This is a genomic window from Pseudomonas sp. PS01301 (assembly GCF_029960215.1).
Taxonomy (GTDB): domain Bacteria; phylum Pseudomonadota; class Gammaproteobacteria; order Pseudomonadales; family Pseudomonadaceae; genus Aquipseudomonas; species Aquipseudomonas coleopterorum.
The window spans coordinates 107,101-125,142 of record NZ_JASCPM010000006.1 but is presented as its reverse complement, the minus strand read 5'-3'; the positions used below and the strand labels follow the sequence as shown (position 1 = coordinate 125,142).

At 57.2% G+C, this 18,042-nt stretch carries 15 protein-coding genes; 7 read left to right on the top strand and 8 right to left on the bottom strand.

All coding sequences use genetic code 11. The features are described 5' to 3' along the window. Positions 1–37: 37 nt before the first annotated feature. Positions 38–1,036, bottom strand: a complete 999-nt coding sequence (gene araD1 / locus QMX89_RS05080; protein ID WP_282347260.1) for an AraD1 family protein — start codon at positions 1,034–1,036, stop codon at positions 38–40. A 103-nt stretch (positions 1,037–1,139) separates the two neighbouring features. Between araD1 and QMX89_RS05075 the strand changes: the two genes are divergently transcribed. The 3 genes from QMX89_RS05075 to dmeF all read left to right on the top strand — a co-directional run bounded on the left by QMX89_RS05075 (position 1,140) and on the right by dmeF (position 3,421). After that, a complete protein-coding gene (locus QMX89_RS05075; RefSeq protein ID WP_049859681.1) occupies positions 1,140–2,069 on the top strand; it encodes a LysR family transcriptional regulator in 930 nt (309 codons plus the stop codon). A 121-nt stretch (positions 2,070–2,190) separates the two neighbouring features. Then, complete coding sequence (locus QMX89_RS05070) at positions 2,191–2,466, top strand: metal/formaldehyde-sensitive transcriptional repressor (protein ID WP_282347259.1); 276 nt, start codon at positions 2,191–2,193, stop codon at positions 2,464–2,466. Positions 2,467–2,473: 7 nt separating this feature from the next. Further along, positions 2,474–3,421, top strand: a complete 948-nt coding sequence (gene dmeF / locus QMX89_RS05065) for a CDF family Co(II)/Ni(II) efflux transporter DmeF (protein WP_282347258.1) — start codon at positions 2,474–2,476, stop codon at positions 3,419–3,421. 95 nt (positions 3,422–3,516) lie between these two features. On the opposite strand, the gene QMX89_RS05060 is transcribed toward dmeF, so the two are convergent. From QMX89_RS05060 to QMX89_RS05040, 5 genes are all read right to left on the bottom strand, one after another. Further along, positions 3,517–4,314 (bottom strand): SDR family oxidoreductase, encoded by a 798-nt coding sequence (locus QMX89_RS05060; RefSeq protein ID WP_090358151.1) that lies wholly within the window; start codon positions 4,312–4,314, stop codon positions 3,517–3,519. A gap of 77 nt (positions 4,315–4,391) precedes the next feature. Then, positions 4,392–5,150 (bottom strand): alpha/beta hydrolase, encoded by a 759-nt coding sequence (locus QMX89_RS05055; RefSeq protein WP_282347256.1) that lies wholly within the window; start codon positions 5,148–5,150, stop codon positions 4,392–4,394. A gap of 101 nt (positions 5,151–5,251) precedes the next feature. Next, positions 5,252–7,354: an EAL domain-containing protein gene (locus QMX89_RS05050; RefSeq protein ID WP_282347255.1), complete on the bottom strand. Its 2,103-nt coding sequence runs from the start codon at positions 7,352–7,354 to the stop codon at positions 5,252–5,254. 291 nt (positions 7,355–7,645) lie between these two features. Then, positions 7,646–8,740 carry an NADH:flavin oxidoreductase/NADH oxidase gene (locus QMX89_RS05045; protein WP_282347254.1) on the bottom strand — a complete coding sequence of 365 codons (1,095 nt, stop codon included), beginning with the start codon at positions 8,738–8,740 and terminating at the stop codon, positions 7,646–7,648. A 108-nt stretch (positions 8,741–8,848) separates the two neighbouring features. Continuing rightward, positions 8,849–9,907, bottom strand: a complete 1,059-nt coding sequence (locus tag QMX89_RS05040) for an AraC family transcriptional regulator (RefSeq protein WP_282347253.1) — start codon at positions 9,905–9,907, stop codon at positions 8,849–8,851. Positions 9,908–10,177: 270 nt separating this feature from the next. On the opposite strand from QMX89_RS05040, the gene QMX89_RS05035 reads away from it, so the two are divergent. Beyond that, the gene (locus tag QMX89_RS05035; protein WP_282347252.1) at positions 10,178–11,146 is read left to right on the top strand and encodes an XdhC family protein; all 969 of its coding nucleotides are present in this window, start codon (positions 10,178–10,180) and stop codon (positions 11,144–11,146) included. A gap of 86 nt (positions 11,147–11,232) precedes the next feature. Here the strand turns inward: QMX89_RS05035 and QMX89_RS05030 are convergent, their stop codons facing one another. Further along, entirely contained in the window at positions 11,233–11,871 is a 639-nt protein-coding gene (locus QMX89_RS05030; RefSeq protein WP_282347251.1) for a hypothetical protein, read from the bottom strand. Positions 11,872–12,210: 339 nt separating this feature from the next. Between QMX89_RS05030 and QMX89_RS05025 the strand changes: the two genes are divergently transcribed. The 3 genes from QMX89_RS05025 (at position 12,211) to QMX89_RS05015 (ending at position 16,853) form a co-directional block, all read left to right on the top strand. Beyond that, complete coding sequence (locus QMX89_RS05025) at positions 12,211–13,167, top strand: ABC transporter substrate-binding protein (RefSeq protein ID WP_282347250.1); 957 nt, start codon at positions 12,211–12,213, stop codon at positions 13,165–13,167. A gap of 52 nt (positions 13,168–13,219) precedes the next feature. Further along, positions 13,220–14,545 carry an LLM class flavin-dependent oxidoreductase gene (locus QMX89_RS05020; RefSeq protein ID WP_282347249.1) on the top strand — a complete coding sequence of 442 codons (1,326 nt, stop codon included), beginning with the start codon at positions 13,220–13,222 and terminating at the stop codon, positions 14,543–14,545. Between the two features lie 736 nt (positions 14,546–15,281). Beyond that, positions 15,282–16,853, top strand: coding sequence for a DUF4041 domain-containing protein (locus QMX89_RS05015; protein ID WP_282347248.1), 1,572 nt, complete (start codon positions 15,282–15,284; stop codon positions 16,851–16,853). 695 nt (positions 16,854–17,548) lie between these two features. On the opposite strand, the gene QMX89_RS05010 is transcribed toward QMX89_RS05015, so the two are convergent. Then, on the bottom strand, positions 17,549–17,707 hold the full coding sequence (locus tag QMX89_RS05010) for a DUF6429 family protein (RefSeq protein WP_282347299.1): 159 nt from the start codon (positions 17,705–17,707) through the stop codon (positions 17,549–17,551). Between the last annotated feature and the right edge of the window lie 335 nt (positions 17,708–18,042).

Below are 18,042 nucleotides of genomic sequence, written 5' to 3'. Positions count from 1 at the left end.
TTATTTGCAGGTGGCCCCCCTCAGGGACTTCTACCCGTCACAGTGATTTCACGTCGCCAACGCTGAACGCCGAGGCGGCAACTTCGATGGTATTAACCAGCGGTTTGCCGAACTCGTTCATGCTGACTTCGAAGCGATCGCCCGGCTGGGTTTTCACATTGTCCGCGACGGACAGGGTAGCCGTGCCGAAGAAGTGCACATGCACATCCCCTGGACGCAGGAACTGGTTGTACTTGAAATGGTGATACTCAAGGTTCGTCAGGCTGTGGCACATGTTGTCCTCGCCACTGAGGAATTCTTTTTCCCATAACACCTTGCCATCGCGCCAGATCCGGCTGGTACCGACCAAGTGGCGGGGTAATTCACCGACACGCAGCTCGGGCCCATAGGCGCAGTTACGCAACTTCGAATGCGCCAGATACAGGTAGTTGCGACGCTCCATGACGTGGTCCGAGAACTCGTTGCCCAATGCGAAACCCAACCGGTATGGCTTGCCGTCTTCACCGATCACGTAGAGGCCGGTCAGCTCGGGTTCCTCGCCCGCATCCTCGGCGAAGGGAGGTGACTGGAAGGCCTGGCCTGGACGTACCACGATCGAGCCGTCGCCCTTGTAGAACCATTCAGGCTGAGCGCCGACGGTACCGGCTGCCGGGCGGCCACCGTCGATACCCCATTGGAACATCCGTGCCGTGTCAGTCAGTGCGGCCTGATCGTCAAGCTTGTTCTGGTGCATCTTGTCGCGAGTCGAAGCGCTACCCAAATGCGTGAGGCCAGTGCCACTGATCAGGCAGTGAGCCGGGTCTTCATGGTCCAGTGGCGGCAGCACACGGCAGGCCTCCAGCAGCTGGGTATAACTTTCTGCACCCAGCGCGGTGCCCACGCTCTGTATTTCCTGCTGCAGGCTGCGGCCGTTGGCGATCGCGGCCAGAGCCAGGGTGCGAGTACTGGCAGTACCTTTGATGACTTGGATCGAGTCACCTTCGACCGCGCCCACGCGGCGTTCGCCGGAGGCATCTTCAAACTGGATCAAGCGCATGGTGAGTCCTTGATTTGTTGTTATCGTTGGGCCCACTTTAAATTTCCATGACCTTGTTGCCTAATGAGAGTTACGACCCTAGCGATAACTTTTAGGTATACCCATGCTCCCGTCCGTTTCATTGATCGTCTCTCGCCTGCGGCTCAAACAACTGAGACTGTTGATTGCTCTCGACGAGCATGGCTCTGTGCGCAAAGCTTCCGAAATCATGGCGTTGTCGCAACCGGGCGCCACCAAGGCATTGCAGGAAATCGAGGCCGTCTTCGGCTCTAGCCTCTTCGAACGCACCAGCAAAGGTCTGGAGGCCAACGATTTGGGGCGCTGCGTCATTCGCTATGCGCGTTTGATCCACACCGATCTGGAGCATCTTCGCGAAGAAATGGTCGGGATCCTAAAAGGGCAAGGCGGCCGCCTGGCCATCGGCACGATCATGGGGGCTGTGCCGGCGCTGGTAGATAGCCTGGGACGATTGCGTGAAAAACAACCGGAGCTGTCGATCAGCATCGTCGAGGACACCAGTTCGCGACTATTGAGCTTGCTGGATCAGGGGAGGTTGGACGTCGCGATCTGCCGAACCAGCGTGAGCCCACGCCCTGGTGCCTATACGACGCGCTTCCGCGCCCAGGAATCTCTGGTAGTAGTCACCAGCCCCGCCCATCGCCTGGCGCATGCGCAGGATCTGCAATTGGCCGACCTGATGGACAGCCGCTGGGTCGTCTTCCCGGTGAACATGCCCATGCGCTTGACACTGGAGCGAGAGTTTCGTCAGGTAGGCCTGAGTTTCCCGCTCTACGCGATCGAAACCTCTTCGACGTTCACGACGTTATCTTTGTTGCTCAAAGACCCCAACCTGGTGGCCGTGATGCCAAACGACGTCGCCCAAACAGCGCTGGACCACGGCATGTTGGTCAAGCTGGCGCTGACCATCGAATCAACTAGCGAGCCTTATGAGATCGTCACCCGGGCCAACGTTGAATACACGGCCTCGATGGTCTTGCTGATTGAGGAGATGACCGGGGCGGGTTTGCGCTGACCCTTCAGGAAGGTTCGCCGGGCGTGATCCAGAACATGGCTAGAAATGACCTTGCCGGTGACTTGCGACTGCCTCATATACGGAGCATGATGCCTCCCACTGTAGGGTAGGGGGGTAGGGTATGGCGCACACCAAAGCGGCGAAAGAACAGTTGCTCAAACGGGTCAAACGTATCGCTGGCCAGGTCCAGGCCATCGAACGGGCACTCGAGGACGACGCCGAGTGTGCCAAGACCCTTCATTTGGTGGCAGCCACCCGCGGCGCCATGAACGGTTTGCTTGACGAAATCCTCGAAGACCATGCCTGGGAGCACGTTGCCAAGCCTGGCTTGAGCGATGAAGAACGAGCCAAAGGCACCGAGGAACTGCTCGAAGCCGTTCGCCGCTATGTGAAATGACATCGCCATGACCAATGCCTCGCTCCAGCACAGCCACAGTCATGACTTCCTCGGCGTCGACCATGATCACAACGCTCGGCGTACGCTGTGGGTTGTGGCACTCACCGTGGTCATGATGATCGGCGAAATCGCAGCTGGCTACGTCACCGGTTCGATGGCATTGCTTGCCGACGGTTTCCATATGGCTACCCATGCAGCTGCTTTGGGAATATCTGCGGCAGCCTACGGATTTGCGCGCAAACACGCGGCCAACGATGCCTTCAGTTTCGGCACGGGCAAGGTAGGGGATCTCGGTGGGTTCGCCTCAGCGCTCGTCCTGGGTCTGGTTTCGGCGGGTATCGGCGTCGAGTCAGTCATGCGCCTGTTCCAACCGACGTCGGTTCAGTTTGGCACCGCGACGCTTATTGCGGTTGTCGGCTTGATCGTCAATATCATCAGTGCGCTACTGCTATCGGCCGGCGGTAACAGCCATGGTCATGGTCATGGTCATGGTCATGGTCACGATGATCATCATCATCACCACGAACCGGCCCATGGTACGGACAACAACCTGCGCTCGGCTTACGTGCACGTCATGGCTGATGCAGTCACGTCGGTGCTGGCCATCGCTGCATTGCTGGCCGGCAAGTTCCTGGGTTGGGTGTGGCTTGACCCATTGATCGGTCTGGTAGGTGCCGTGGTCATCGCCCGTTGGGCGTATTCATTGATGAGGGACACCGCGGCTGTCCTGCTGGACAGGACAGATGAACAGGTGGCGCAGGAGATTCGTGAACTGCTGCAGCAGGGCGAAGGCTTTGACATCACTGACCTGCACGTCTGGCGGGTCGGTCCGCAGGCGCGAGCGGCGATTGTCAGCGTGCACGGCGATTCTGGACGCTCTGCAGATGACGTTCGGGCCGCACTGAAGTCTGTGCATGAGATCAGTCACCTGACAGTTGAATATCGACTGGCATGACACCTGGGCGGCGCAGATTTCGTCTACTTGAATTCATAGCCCGCTTGGCGGGCTACTGAATCCGGTCCTGAACTAAACCAGCGATCCAACCTCGGTCAGTTCTGCAGCGCCTGCACCGAACCGCCGTCGACACGAAGGTTGCTGCCGTTGATGAAGGACGCGCGTTCAGACACCAGCAACGCGATGGCGGCGGCCACTTCTTCTGGCTTGCCACGGCGTTTCTGGACGATGCCAGGACGCTCTTCTTCGAGGAAGCTTTCAATGGCTTCTTCGAAGGACACGCCCAGTTCTTCCGCGCGCTTCTTCATCATCCCGTCGGTCATGGGTGTCTCGATGAACGCTGGAGCCACGGTATTGCACAGCACGCCGTGAGCGGCTTCCTTGTACGACAGGTTCTTGATGAACGCACCCAGCGAGGCCTTGGCGGTGTTGTAGACCGCTTCTTCCCAGTACGGCTGCACGGCGTTTTCGGACGTGATGCAGACGAAGCGGCCCCAGTTGCGGGTGCGCATATCAGGGATGGTTGCCCGAGCGACGCGCACGGCAGAGAAGAAGTCCGTGTTCCAGGCTTCCAGGTAGTCCTCGTCCGAGAGCTCCAGCGGATCACCCTTGGCACCCGTCACGCCGGCGGTGTGAACGACGATGTCGATCTTGCCGAACTTGTCTCGACCAGCCTCGACGACGCGCGCGACCTGGTCCTGCTGAGTCATGTCGGCGGCCACGAACACGCTGTCGGCTTTCAACCAGGTGTAAGCCTCTTCCAACTTCTTCTGGTCCATGTCACTCAACACCAGTTGCACGCCTTCTTCGTGCAGCTGTCTGGCAGTCGCCAAGCCAACGCCGCCGCTGGCACCGGTAATGAGTGCAACGCGGCCTTTGATTCCCAGATCCATATTCACCTCGCTCAACGATTATGCCGACATGGCGGCGTTCAAATGCATGTTTCAAACCGGGTGTAGCTAGAGGATGATCATTTGCTGCACTTTTCCTTCGCGAACGTCAGCATCAACTTCGCCAGTGCTTGAGGCGTCTGCATCGGCATCAGATGACCCGCGTTCGGAATGACTTCCAACGTACTGCGCGTAAAGGCCGCCAGCGTGGTGAGGCGCTGCTCTTCGGGCCCCGGCACCTGCTCATCGAGCTCGCCACAGACCAGTAGCACCGGGTAATCGATCGTCCCCAATCGGGCAGTCCAGTCTTCACGACTGCCGTGATCGACCCAAGCGCGCCAGGCATCGAGGTTCAGCCGTTGGGCATCGGCGATGGCGACTTCGCGAACGTCGTCAGGTAGGCGCAACGTGCTGGATTCATCGACGAAGGCTTCAGCCTCGGGACGCGTCTTGGCATAAGCGCGTTGCTGGTCTCGGTCGGCATCGCTCATCGGCTGTGGGCCGGGGGGCGAGGGCGCGACCAGTACAAGCCCGCTCAGGTAGTCGGGCCGGCGTGACGCCAGCACCACGGCGACCTTGCCTGTCATCGAATGACCCACCAACACGCAGTTCGTCAGGCCCAGTTCCCGGATGCATTGATCCACGTGCGTGACCATTGCTTCGACGCTATACCCCTCGACCTGCGCCGCATCGCCGAATCCCGGCGTGTTGATCGCTATGCACTCATGTTCGCCGTCGAGATAGGGAAGGGTAGGAAACCAGGTACGGTGGGACCCGCCCAGGTAATGCATCAGCACGAAGGTGGGCGCCCCGTGGCCTTGTCTGCTGTGTGGAAGCATGGATATGACTCGTGAGGGTTTGCCAATTGAGGGGGGCGAAGAAAGCAAAGTTCAGTCGGATTGCGAGGGCACGCCAGAGCAGGAAAATCAGATACGCATTATCAATGGCTGTCGAGAGCCGACGGCATGTCTATGCTGCCGGCGATGAGTAACGTGGTCATCTGGAGCTCGTTCAGTGGCCGGCTGAACAGATAGCCTTGCCCTTCATGACAGCCATTGCGCTGCAAGAAACCGAGTTCCAGGACATCCTCGATACCCTCCGCTACTACACAGTGCTGCAGGCTCGTGCCCATGGCGAGAATCGCGGCGACCACTGCAGCGTTATCTGAGCGCGAATCAACATGTCGAATGAAGGATTGATCAATCTTCAAGACGTCGAACGGCAGTTGAGTGAGATACGCCAGGCTGGAGTAACCGGTGCCAAAGTCGTCCAGCGCCAGACTCAGGCCAGCGCTCTTGAGACTCGCCAATATTCGGCGATTGAAGGGCAGGTCAGACATCAGCACGCTTTCGGTCAACTCAAGTTGCAGCGTACCTTGGGCGATCCCCGTTTCCTGGAGAATCGACTGGATGTCATTCACATAACCGGCGTGCGACAACTCGATCGTCGACACGTTGACGGCAATGCAAACATTTTTCAGCCCCTGCTGCTCCCATCGGCGAATTTGCCGACACGCCGTCTTTACCACCCAGTTACCGATGGGAATGATCAACCTGCTGTCTTCGGCAATAGCGATGAAGCGTGAAGGGGCGATTATGCCCTCGCGCGGATGTGACCAGCGCAACAAGGCCTCCACCCCAGTTATTTGGCCTGTACTCAGATCCACTTTGGGTTGGTAATAAAGCATGAACTGGTCAAGCCGCAGGGCATTGCGCAAGTCAGCTTCGATGGCCTGACGCTGCACAACATTGGCATTCATGGTAGGTTGGAAAAATTGATAGCGATTACGGCCTTTTACTTTGGCATCGTAAAGCGCGGTGTCGGCATGCTTGATCAGGTCTTCAACGTTGGAAGCATCGGTGGGGAAAAAGCTGATACCGATACTGGCGGATATATGGAGCGTACTTTGGTTTATCTGATGCCCCGCATTGATGGCTTCCAAAATCTTCTTGGCAATGACTTCGACGTTATCGTCCACCTGCAAGGCTGGCAGTAACACCACAAACTCATCGCCGCCCTGACGACTTACGGTATCCGAAGCCCGAACGCTGCGGGTCATGGCGGTCGCCACAGCGAACAGAAGTTGGTCGCCTACCGTATGGCCGAGCGAATCGTTGATGTACTTGAAATTGTCGAGGTCGATAAACATCACGGCCAAGCGCTGATTATCGCGCCGCGCGGTGCGGACGGCTTGTTCCAGACGATCCTGGAACAACACTCGGTTGGGCAACCGAGTCAGGTAGTCGTGCTCGGCCAAGTACGTCATTTTCACTTTCATGGCGCGCGCCTCGGAGACGTCATGAAACACCACCACGGCGCCAGTCAAATCACCCCGATCATCAATGATTGGAGCAGCTGAATCTTCGATATCCACCCGGTTGCCATTACGTTTTATCAGTACCGCCCCCGCACTCAGACCCGCTGCCGAACGCTGCTGCATAGCCAATTGCACAGGATGTAGCTCATCTCCAAGCGGGTCGTTGATATCAATGGACATCACTTTGGTGATGGATTGTCCTTTGGCCTCGGCGCTGGACCAGCCAGTCAGCACTTCCGCAGCCGGATTCATGAAATCGACGTTGCCGTTGGCATCGGCGCCGATCACGCCATCGCTGATGGCATTGAGCGTGACCTCGGCTCGCACCGCGCGCAGCTCCATTTGCCTGAGCATGCGAAAGCGCAAGACCAGATCGCGAATCAGCTGGACGCCGATACCCTGTTCTTTCGGCTCAGTGGAGCTGAAACCCTGCGCACCCATAGCGACGAAAGCCTCGGCGGCTATGCGCTGGGCTCCCGTTCCACTCATCAAGATGGGTGTGGCCGACACCAATTCATAAAACGCAGCGAATCCTACGAGATCTCTGAATCGTCCGCGAGTCATGCTGACGATAATGAGTTCGACCGAATGCTCTTTCAGGTAGCTGACGACCGACGCGGTATTGTCGAAAAAGCTTATCTGCCAGTCTTCGCCGGCATCGCAAAACTGTTGAAGAAATCGAGTGTTTTCTCGAGCTCCACAAAGAATAACGATTGAGATAGTCATGCATCCTTGCCCCGTCACGATTTCAAAAGCATGAAATCAGAAATGCCTGTGCGGCAGGATACGACGCAGGGTGGGACGCACATTTCAACAACATCTCACCTCCCGAGCTAAATAGATAGGCAATTTCGGATTGAGGCTTGGATGAGCGAGCCTTTCGTATTATCCATGGCGGGGCGCATCACGGTCACAGACATGACACGTGAGATGACGGTCGCAGCAAACGCCTGATTCATTGAAGTCACGGAACAAAAAAGCCCCGATCCCAACGGCATCAGGGCTTTCGAACCGCACTCAGGCCGACCAGTTCTGCAACCAGAACGCATAGGGCGTGGGCAGCACCGCTTCGGGTTTCTCTATCCCCAGCTCCCGAGCAGCATGGAAGGGCCAATGTGGGTTGGCCAGTAGCGTACGAGCGAAGAACACCAGGTCCAGCTTGTGCTCACGGACGAAAGCGTCAGCTTCTTTCGGGTCAGTGATCATCCAGCTCGTCGCAACCAGCAGGCCTGTCTCCAGCCGCACGCGTTCAGCGTACGGGACCATGAAGTTGGGGCCCCAAGGTACCGGATCATTGGCGCTGGTGAGGGCCAGTCCTACGTCGACCAGGTCCAACCCCGCTTCCTTTGCCCACTTCAGAAGCTGCAGGGATTCGGAAAACGACTGATGTGTGTTTTCGCCGAATTCGGTCACGCCCAGGCGCATGGTCAACGGCAGATGTTCCGGCCACACCTCCCGCACCGCTTTCAGGGTTTCGAGCAGAAACCGGGCACGGTTTTCCAACGGACCGCCGTACTGATCCTCACGGACGTTCGATTGCGGTGACAGGAACGTTTGCCCGAGAAAGCCGTGTGCGAAGTGCAGTTCAAGCCACTCGAAACCGGCTTGTCGTGCACGAACGGCCGCGTCGACGAAGTCTTGCTGAGTCACCAGGATCTGTTCCTGAGTCAGTTCCGCCGGTACGTAATCCGAGCCAGGCACATAGGGCAGGGCGCTGGGGGCTACCGGTGTCCATGCCTGCGGATCGGAGCGTTCCAGCGGCGCGCCTCTTTCCCAAGGGGGTGTGCAGCCTGCCTTGCGGCCTGCATGCCCGATCTGAATGCCGGGAACGCTGCCGGCCGCCTTGATCGACGCGGCGACGGCTGCAGAACCGGGTACGTGCTCGTTGCTCCACAAGCCCGCATCGCCTGGCGTGATTCGACCTTCGGGGGTTACGGCGGTGGCTTCGACGATCACCAGCCCCGCACCGCCACGTGCCAGCATCGTGTAGTGGGCTTGGTGCCATTCGTTGAGCAGTCCATCCCGTGCCTGGTACTGGCACATGGGCGAGGCGACGATACGGTTACGCAGCGTGACGCCATTTACGGCGAGCGGATCGAAAAGTGAGGCCATGACAGGGGCTCCGATAAAGGGGTAGCCCACGTTAGAAGGAATCACGAAATCGGGCTTGCCCTATTCAGGGTCATGATTGCCTAAAACGATTTATTTCGATTCGTGAACTTATTGAACCCGCATGCGCTTGATATCGCGCTGCGGTGGATGGCCGAACAGACGGCTGTATTCGCGACTGAATTGGGAAGAACTTTCATAGCCCACCAGACCGCCTGCGCTACTGGCATCGATGTTTTCGCTGTACATCAACTGGCGTGCGGCCTGCAGGCGCAGTTGTTTCTGATACTGCAAGGGGCTCATTCCCGTGACGGTACGAAAGTGCTGTCGGAAAGTGGAAGGGCTCATATGGGCAATGGTCGCCAGATCATCCATGCGCAGCGCCTCGCTGTAATGAAGTTTGAGCCAGGCGACGGCCTTGGCGATGTTCTGGCTGGGCGACCCTGCGCTGACGACATGGAGCATATGAGGCCCATGAGCGCCATTCATCAGCCTGATAATGATCTCTTCCTTGATCAATGGCGCCAGTGATTTAAGCAGTTCGGGCTGATCGAACAGTGCAATCAGGCGTTCGAGCGCATCCAGCACACCGCTGTCCAGATCATTCACGGACAAGGGTTTGAAGGCCCCGTCCTTGAGCCTCTGCGACAACTGCAGCCGCTCGGCGATTTCGACGACCAGCGCATTTTCGAAGGTCAGCATCATGCCTAGAAAAGGCTGTGCAACGCTGGCCTGGATGACATTGGAAATCACCGGCATATCGATGCTGGTGACCATCGATTGCCCTGGCCCATAGGTCATCAGATCTTCGCCGACGATCACCTGTTTGCGCCCTTGCACGGTCAGGCCCAGGCCCAGACCGTAGATACAGTGCAGGGGCATGGTGAGTTTATGGCGGCGGTGCAGCGTGAGGCCAGGTACGGGCGTTTCGTGATCGCCGTCGTTGCGTGCCCACCGGCTAAGGGCCTGGGCCAGCCTGCGGGTATCGTTGGCCACGAGCGGCTCGGCATTGCCGGAGGAGCTGCTTTGCAGCTCGATACAATCGGTGGGGTGTTCACGGTGAGCCACAAGCTCTTCCTCCATGCTTGGTCTGGAAAGAGGCTGAAGAAAGCGCCAGAACGCCCTGATTAACGCAGCTGGTTCAAGAGCATCTAAACGGATCAGGCCCACGTTGCACGACTGGGTTTCATCGACGCCAGTATTGCAGGGCAATCGAGGGGCAAATTGCCTGAACAGACGTCTTTTTTGCCTATTCCGAGCATAGACCGGAATAGTAAAGCCCGACCCAACGAGGTGTCAGCTCAGACCCCAGGTCCCAAGGAATAGGCAAGAACCCGCGTAGATCAGGCAATTCTGCGAGGCGACTGTCCCTCATACTAAACCGGGTAATTACGCCCCATTCGCCAGGGGATGTTGCCAACACAGCGGACCGTAACTCCCATGAACAGTCTCGACCTCCAAGTCGTCCAGCAAGCACAGCAATGGCTCGAGCAGGGACAATCCGTGTGCCTGTGTACCGTTCTGTCGACGTATGGCTCCGCGCCGCGCGGGCCGGGTGCGATGCTGGTTGCCTTGGCAGATGGGCGTTTCTGCGGATCGCTGTCCGGTGGGTGCGTGGAAGATGATTTCCTGGAACGTCTTGGCCGTAACGAATTCGGGCCTGACAACCAGGTCGTTCGCTATGGGGAAGGGGGTTTGGCGCCGTCTTTGAAACTACCCTGCGGTGGCGTCCTGGACGTCCTGGTTGAGCAGTTCGTCCCCGGCTGCGAGGCGCTCGAACATTTTTCCCTGATGTTGCAGGCGCTCCAAGGTCAGCAGCGGATCATCCGCGCGGTTTCTCTGGACACCCTTAACCGGACGCTCGACATCTGCTCTGCACAGGGTTCAACGGTCGAGGTGTCCGAGCGGCAAATCGCGATTCGCATCGGCGCAGCCCGGCGGCTATTGATAGCGGGACTCTCGCCCGTCGCAGAGTTCTGCGCAAGCTTTGCCGTTTCTCTGGGTTATGATGTGATCGTCTGTGACCCTCGCACCGAGTTGCTTGCTGGCTTTGACCTTGAAGGGGTCAAAGTTATCGAGCAGCTCCCGGCGACCTTCATCGCCAATGGCGGCTGCCACGCCAGTACCGCCGTCGTCGCGCTGACCCACGATCCCCGCCTGGACGACCTGACTCTACTTGAGGCGGTGAGAACGCCGGCGTTCTACATCGGCGCCATGGGCTCGCAGCGCACCAGCGAGAAACGCCTGGAACGCGTGCGCCGCATCGGCGGCCTGGATGATGAGGCGATCGAGCGGATCAGCGCGCCGGTGGGCTTGCGGCTAGGTAGCAAGACCCCGGCGGAGATTGCCTTGGCCGTGATGGCTGACATTGTTCGGGTGGGTAATGGGGTGGGTCGAGGCGCGCTGTGAGTGTTGAGTGCGATGCCTGGAAATCGGGCGGTATCAGGGCTTTTCAGCGGCACTCGCAACCCAGTGGTTCTCTGATCGGGCAATGATCACTGATCAGTCTCCGTCATCTGGGCTTGCAAGTTCAGGTATCGCTGCGCCCGTGTCACGATAAGGTAGTCGATACAGTCGGTCGCCAAATACCTTGCGAGCAGAATTGCCAATCCAAACAGCAATAGCCCTGAAATCCCTAAGATCGGCGAACCGGTGCGAACCAAGATATTCAGGCACCAGGCCCCTAAGAACAGGATGAGAAGTGTACTGATACCACTCGTCCAGGCGCTCAATTTATCCAAGGATGTCACTGACAAAACCGGAGTCTTGCTATCAGGTTGCAGTGCTACAAATTTTGAAAGGCTTTGAAGCTGCATGCGGCTCCACCGCCCAGTTTCATCCAGCTCGAGTAGGTACTCCATCTTCGAGCGGCTAGTGCTGACGCCGGAGGCGATTCGAAACAGCTCAAGCTCCGTAGCGTCATCCAGATATCGAATGAGCCTCGTGTTGGTCGCACCCGATCGAATGTCTCTGAGGCGGGACAAGCGTTTTCGGACGAAGTGCTTATCGTGCCAGTCCATTGCCTTGTTGATGTGAGACAAAATCTTCACAAGCACTGCCAGCGTGGCTGCGGCCGCAACCAAAATGCTGTAACTGCTGTTGAGCAGTGGTTGTAGCTGCTGAATGACGTCCATGTGTTCGCTGCTTCCCTGTATTGACTGCGAGATTCTATCTCGACTTTGTCAGATGTTCATAAGTTGATCGGCATGGCCAGCAAGGGAATGATGCCGTCCTGTCTTCTCTATCAAGCCTCTCTCGCTTTCGCCCGAAAATGCGCACAACGCATCTTTGGTAATAGGATTATGCGCATTGGGTATTTCACCTCTCGCCCGTGCGTCTCTATCTTGTCGCGGCGTCCATAGGAATTATCCTCTCGAAGCACTGACAGCCTCGCTGCTGACCACATCCTAAATTCCCCGAGACCGTACCCGCGGATCGATCCTCACCGTCCTGAATGGGCTCTGGAGACAACCGTGCGTTACCTGAAGAAACTGGCGATCGGAGTAGCCACGTCCTTGCTCTGCCTTTCGGCGAGCGCACAGACGCTGGTAGTGGGAGACCAGAGCTATAACGCACAAGCTGTCATGGAAGCGGCAGGCGTGCTGAATGACCTGCCTTACACCCTTGAGTGGAAACAGTTCACTGCAGGGTCGCCCGTTGCAGAGGCCCTGAACGTCGGCAGTCTGGATATCGGCTTGCTCGGTGACGCGCCTGCTCTGTTTCTGGGCGCCCTGGGTGCGCCGATCAAGGTGATTGCGGTAGGTCGGCAGAGCCTCGATGGCGTTGCCATTCTGGTAAGCAAGGACTCACCGATACGCAGTATCGAAGACCTCAAAGGCAAGCGCGCCGCAATCTGGAAAGGATCCTGGAGCCAGCAGTTGTTATTCACTGCGCTGGACAAGGCGGGCGTTCCGAGAGACTCGCTTGACCTTCGCTATCTCAGCGCCCTGGACGCCTCTCATGCTTTGGATGGCGGCTCAGTGGACGTGATCGCCACCTGGGAACCTTACGTCACCCAGCAGGAAAGGCAGGGCGCGCGCATCCTGGCGACGGCAGACGGGCTGATTCCTGCGCAAAGTTTCATTGCCGCCAACGCCAAAGTCATCGATCCCAAGCGTGCACTGATCAGCGATTTCCTGCAGCGATTGAAGAAGGCTCGCGACTGGACACTGCAAAATCCTGCCAACACGGACGCCTATGCCGACGCCTGGTCAAAGCGCACCCGCGCGAACGCCGACATCTCACGAGCCTGGTTTGCCCGTGCGCGAACCACCATCGAGCCGCTGAGCCCACAAGCCCCCATCCAGGCCCAGAAGACCGTGGACTTTTTCGCCAGCCTGGGCCTGGTCAAGGCCTACCCTGCGGCGAGTCTGTTCGACGACTCCTTCGCAGCGTCGCTCCAGCCCCCTATGGCAAAGGCTCAGCCCTGAATCGGCTGACAGCATTCAAGGCTTTTACCTGCTCACAAGGAACACGATCAACATGACGTCACGAAAGCTCAAACTCGGTGCCCTGACAATGGGCTGCGGCGGCCCGGGGCGGCACAACCTCTGGCTCGACCCCGAGTTGCCGGTTGACGCCAGTGTGAACGTCGACTGGTACATCGACATCGCGCAGCAGGCTGAGGCCGCGCTGTTTGACCTGATGTTCATCGTCGACAGCCAGTTCATCACGCCAGGCTCTCCCTCGCACTATCTCAATCGGCTGGAACCCCTGACGCTTCTATCCGCGCTCGCGGTCACCACCCGACATCTGGGCTTGGTGGGCACGCTCACCACTTCCTACAACTCGCCTTACAACGTCGCGCGTCGACTCGCGTCGCTCGACCTGATCAGCAAAGGGCGAGCAGGGTGGAACGTGGTCACCAGTGGCGACGCAGGCACCGCAGGAAATTACAGCCGGGACGAACATTTCGACTACGACACCCGATACAGCCGGGCTGCAGAGCATGTGCGGGTCGTCCAGGGACTGTGGAATTCCTACGAGGAAGATGCCTTCGTACGGGATCGGCAGACTGGGCAGTTTCTCGACGCAAGCAAACTGCATGCGCTCAACCATACGGGTGAACATTTTTCCGTGGTCGGCCCGTTGAACATCCAGCGCTCCCCGCAGGGGCAGCCCGTCATATTCCAGGCGGGCGATTCCGAGCAGGGCCGTGACCTCGGTGCCGCCACCGCCGATGTGGTGTTCACCCACGCAGCCAGCATCGAGCAGGGCCAGGCGTTCTATCGCGATATCAAGGGGAGGGCGGAGCGCCTGGGGCGAGATCCCGAGCAGCTGTTGGTCATGCCAGGCGCTGAAATCCATGTAGGCGACACCGACGACCAAGCGCGTGAAATCGAGCGGCACTACCATGAGGTCGACCACAGCTTCGAGCTTGCACTCAAGGAGTTCGGCCGCAACTTCGGCTGGCACGACTTCAGCCAGTACGATCTTGACGCGCCTTTCCCCCAGGAAAGCCTCGAAGCCGCGCGCAGCAGCTTCTTCACGGCCGCCAAGCGGATCGCCGATCAAGCACAAGAAAAAGGATTCACGCTGCGCCAAGCCGTGGAGTTCGGTCGGCAGTTGCGGCCGGGTGCATTCGTGGGATCAGCAGAAACGGTCGCTCGAAAGATGGCGGACTGGTTCGAGGCGCGGGCGGTGGATGGGTTCAATATCTACATTGGGCACCCATCGCAGTTCAAGCGCTTCACTCAGGAGGTTATTCCGTTGCTGCAAGAGCGGGGGGTGTACCGCACGGCTTACGAGGGGACGACGCTGCGGGAGAGTTTGGGGTTGGGGATTCCGGGGTTTGGTCGAACAGCCTGACTTGGTGGAGCGGCAAAAAATGGCGCCGGCCGCATTATTTCAATCTAGGCTTGGCGCCTGCGGGTGGCGAGGAAAAACTTAACGCCGTGTCCGGGGTTGGTTGACCACTACAACAAGGCGTTTGTCAGGGGCGCATTGGGGACCGCAGCAAGCATAGGCCAGAGTAGCTAGCTAGCTGAGGCGCTCAAATCTGAGCTGATCATCACCGCCATACATTCGCCTGGTGGTGACGACGGATGCTGCAGCGAATGAAGGGTTGTTACGTTTGGAGGCTTGTGAAGGAGTGATTTCCTGATACCCTTCGCTGATCGTATCGCACTAATAATTGCCAGCCGCTACGAGCGATCTGGCGATTGGCCATGCTCGCTTGTATGCTGAGCCACTTAACTTTGGAAACGGAATCCAAGATGAAATTCAGCGCTCGACTTGTCCTGCTGTCCATCACAGCCATCTCTGGTTATGTACAAACTGCCTATAGCGAAAGCATCCCGGTCACCAAGAGTGCAAAAGGCCAGATCGTTCAAACGGTTGAGACTGAAACCGTTACGTAGCTTGGCCAGGGTTACCAAATAAGACTTGGGGAAATCCAAGGTGCTCAGCCCTAAGAAGCTGCCCGAGCGCGCTGGTGATCACTAGGCGTTCAATAGGTTATTTGTCGCCCCCCTTTGAATAAACCATACCCTCAACCAACGTAGTGCTGTAGGAACACTTGTTCCTATAGAAGGGACGATCTCACATGGAACTCATTGCCCTCATTGCAGGCATAGCCACAGTCGTGCTTTTGATTAGAAGCACCAAAGCCAATGGCAAGGTAGCTCAACTGACTCTTGAGCTTAATGCGAGGAAAAACGACCTCGACAAAACTGAGGACGAGGTCAGCGAACTTCGGAAACAGCTTCAGCTACGAACCCGGGAGCTTGAACGCTTCAAAGATATCGTTGATGTTGAGGCAGAGGCCGCACGGCTTTCAACTACAGCGAGCTCTGAGCGTAACCGCCTGCTTCAGCTTGCCCAGTCCCGAGTCGATCAGGCCGAGACTCGCTTGGCTAAAGCTATCGCTGACGCCGACAAAATTGTAGCAACCGCGAACGAGCGTGCTCAGGAGATCGCCGGCGATGCTATGGAGGCTATGGGTAAAGCGAAGCAGTATGCCAATGCTGCCAAGGCCATGAAGAACATCATCGAAGGCTATGGTGATGCTTACATTGTCCCTACCTACCACCTCTTGGACGACCTAGCTGAGGAGTTCGGATTCATTGAGGCTGGGCAGAAGCTCAAAGAAGCCCGCGAACTTACCAAGGTTTTGGTGAAGACGGGCAGGGCGGCTAGCTGTGATTACGCCGAAGCGAATCGCCGTGAAACTGCAATTCGATTTGTGGCTGATGCCTTTAACGGCAAAGTTGACTCCATTCTGTCTCGCTCCAAATCAGACAACCACGGCAAGCTTGAGCAGGAAATCCTCGACGCAGCCGCAGTGGTCAACCAGTTGGGCGCTCCTTTCCGAAATGCCCGAGTGAATGATGAGTACCTCAGAGCACGCCTTGAAGAGTTGCGTTGGGGAGTGACCGCCAGGCTTTTGAAGGATCAGGAGCGCGAAGAGCAGCGACAGCTACGCGAACAAATGCGCGAAGAAGAGAAGGCCCGTCGTGAATACGAACGTGCCATTAAAGACGCTGCCAAGGAAGAAACGACACTGCGTAGTGCTTTGGAAAAGGCCCAAGAGCAGGTAGCCGCAGCTAACGCTGCAGAACGCGCCAAGTTTGAAGCTCGCCTAGCTTCGCTCCAAGACCAACTGAAAGCAGCTGAAGAGAAAAACAAACGCGCTCTGTCGATGGCCCAGCAAACGCGGGCAGGCCACGTGTATGTGATCTCCAATACAGGATCGTTCGGAGAGGAGATATTCAAGATTGGTATGACTCGCCGTCTCGAACCACTAGATCGTGTTCGTGAGCTTGGCGACGCCAGCGTCCCATTTGAGTTTGATATACACGCGATGATTTTCAGTGATGATGCGCCAGGCTTGGAAAAGCAGCTGCATCGCCATTTCCTAAGGGAGCAGGTCAACAAAGTGAATCCTCGCAAGGAGTTCTTCCGAATTGACCTACCGTCGATTCGCAAAGAGCTTGAATCACTAAATGTCGAAACTCAGTGGACGATGGTTGCGCAGGCACTCGAATATCGCGAAACCCTGCGGATCGAAGAGCAGATTCGTGAAAATCCAGCGATCGCTGCTGAGTGGACGCGACATCAGTTGGCAGTCGAAGAAACCATTGCACACGAAGAAGAGGCTGCGTTGGAGGCTGTGTGAGCAAGCGTTCAGACTCCACAAGGCGGGTATTCGTACCTTCGTGTACATTGCCGAGTTTCTATCTTCAGTTTTCTAATCAACCCAGCTGCGCGTGCAGGCTGCTGTAGCATAAGCACTCATGGCGCTAGTAGAAGGTCATCATTCGCAGCACGGCTGTGACTGAGCGCGCAGGCCGTGAGGCCGAAGGCAGGAGTATTATAGGTGGGTGAAAGCGGCTAGGTGCTGATGGGAATATCTAGCATGGCATTTAATTTAACATAATATACATTATGCGTAACGTTATGATACGCGATCCGCATGGCAGGGTTGCCCCCGGTCTCCAGGCTTCGTTGCTGTACCAGACGATCCTGGTCCTCCGGTAACCTCACTCTCATACGCATCATCAACACTCGAGTACTCATCGCCCGCTGTGCCCATCGATTCGTGGGAGCATCTGCTCAGCCTCTGTCCATCCCACGTCAAGCGCTTGGGACCTGCGTAGCGTCAAGTACGTTTCGAAAGCTGTTAATCATCCTCGTCAAGATTCACGTCTTGCAGCCGCAGCGCTAAAGCTGCCCGTTGGCTGGCCAGTCAATCATGACTTGGGCATACCAGGTGTTATCACGCCTTCGGCGATCGTAAATCTGGGCGAGATCTCCGATAACTCAAAACCCGATTAATCCACAAACCTGTCCAACCTATTAGGGAGTATGCGGTCAGCTATCGGATTCAGATCTCCGGTCCGTTGGAGTTCTCATACCGAACAAGCGGTCGGCTATCTGTCGACCTCGGGCCAGTCCTTCATCTGTCACCCAGACAGATTTGTTCTTGTTGACCGGATCACTAATTAACCCGTGCGCATGCAGTCGGTTCATGATTTCGAAGTCGAACCCTTTCCATGCATTGCCTGTATCGGAGCTGTAGGTTGCCAACAGCGCAAGCACGGCATCTTCAACCAGTTGTCGTCGTATTCCATGTCGCTACCTACCCATGCCACATTGACTGGAGATCGGGTTCTGCGGTGCTGGCGAGCCATTCACGGCGGCAGAGCTCGTATTTCTCAATCAGCACAGCGTAGCCATCAATCAATACGCGGTTCCACAAGCAAAACTTACAGCGTGACGACATGAATCAAGCGTACCTAGTCAACGCGTGAGTGACGCTCTTAAAGTGAAGCTAAAATCCCCTATTACCGCTCAAAACTCTCCGA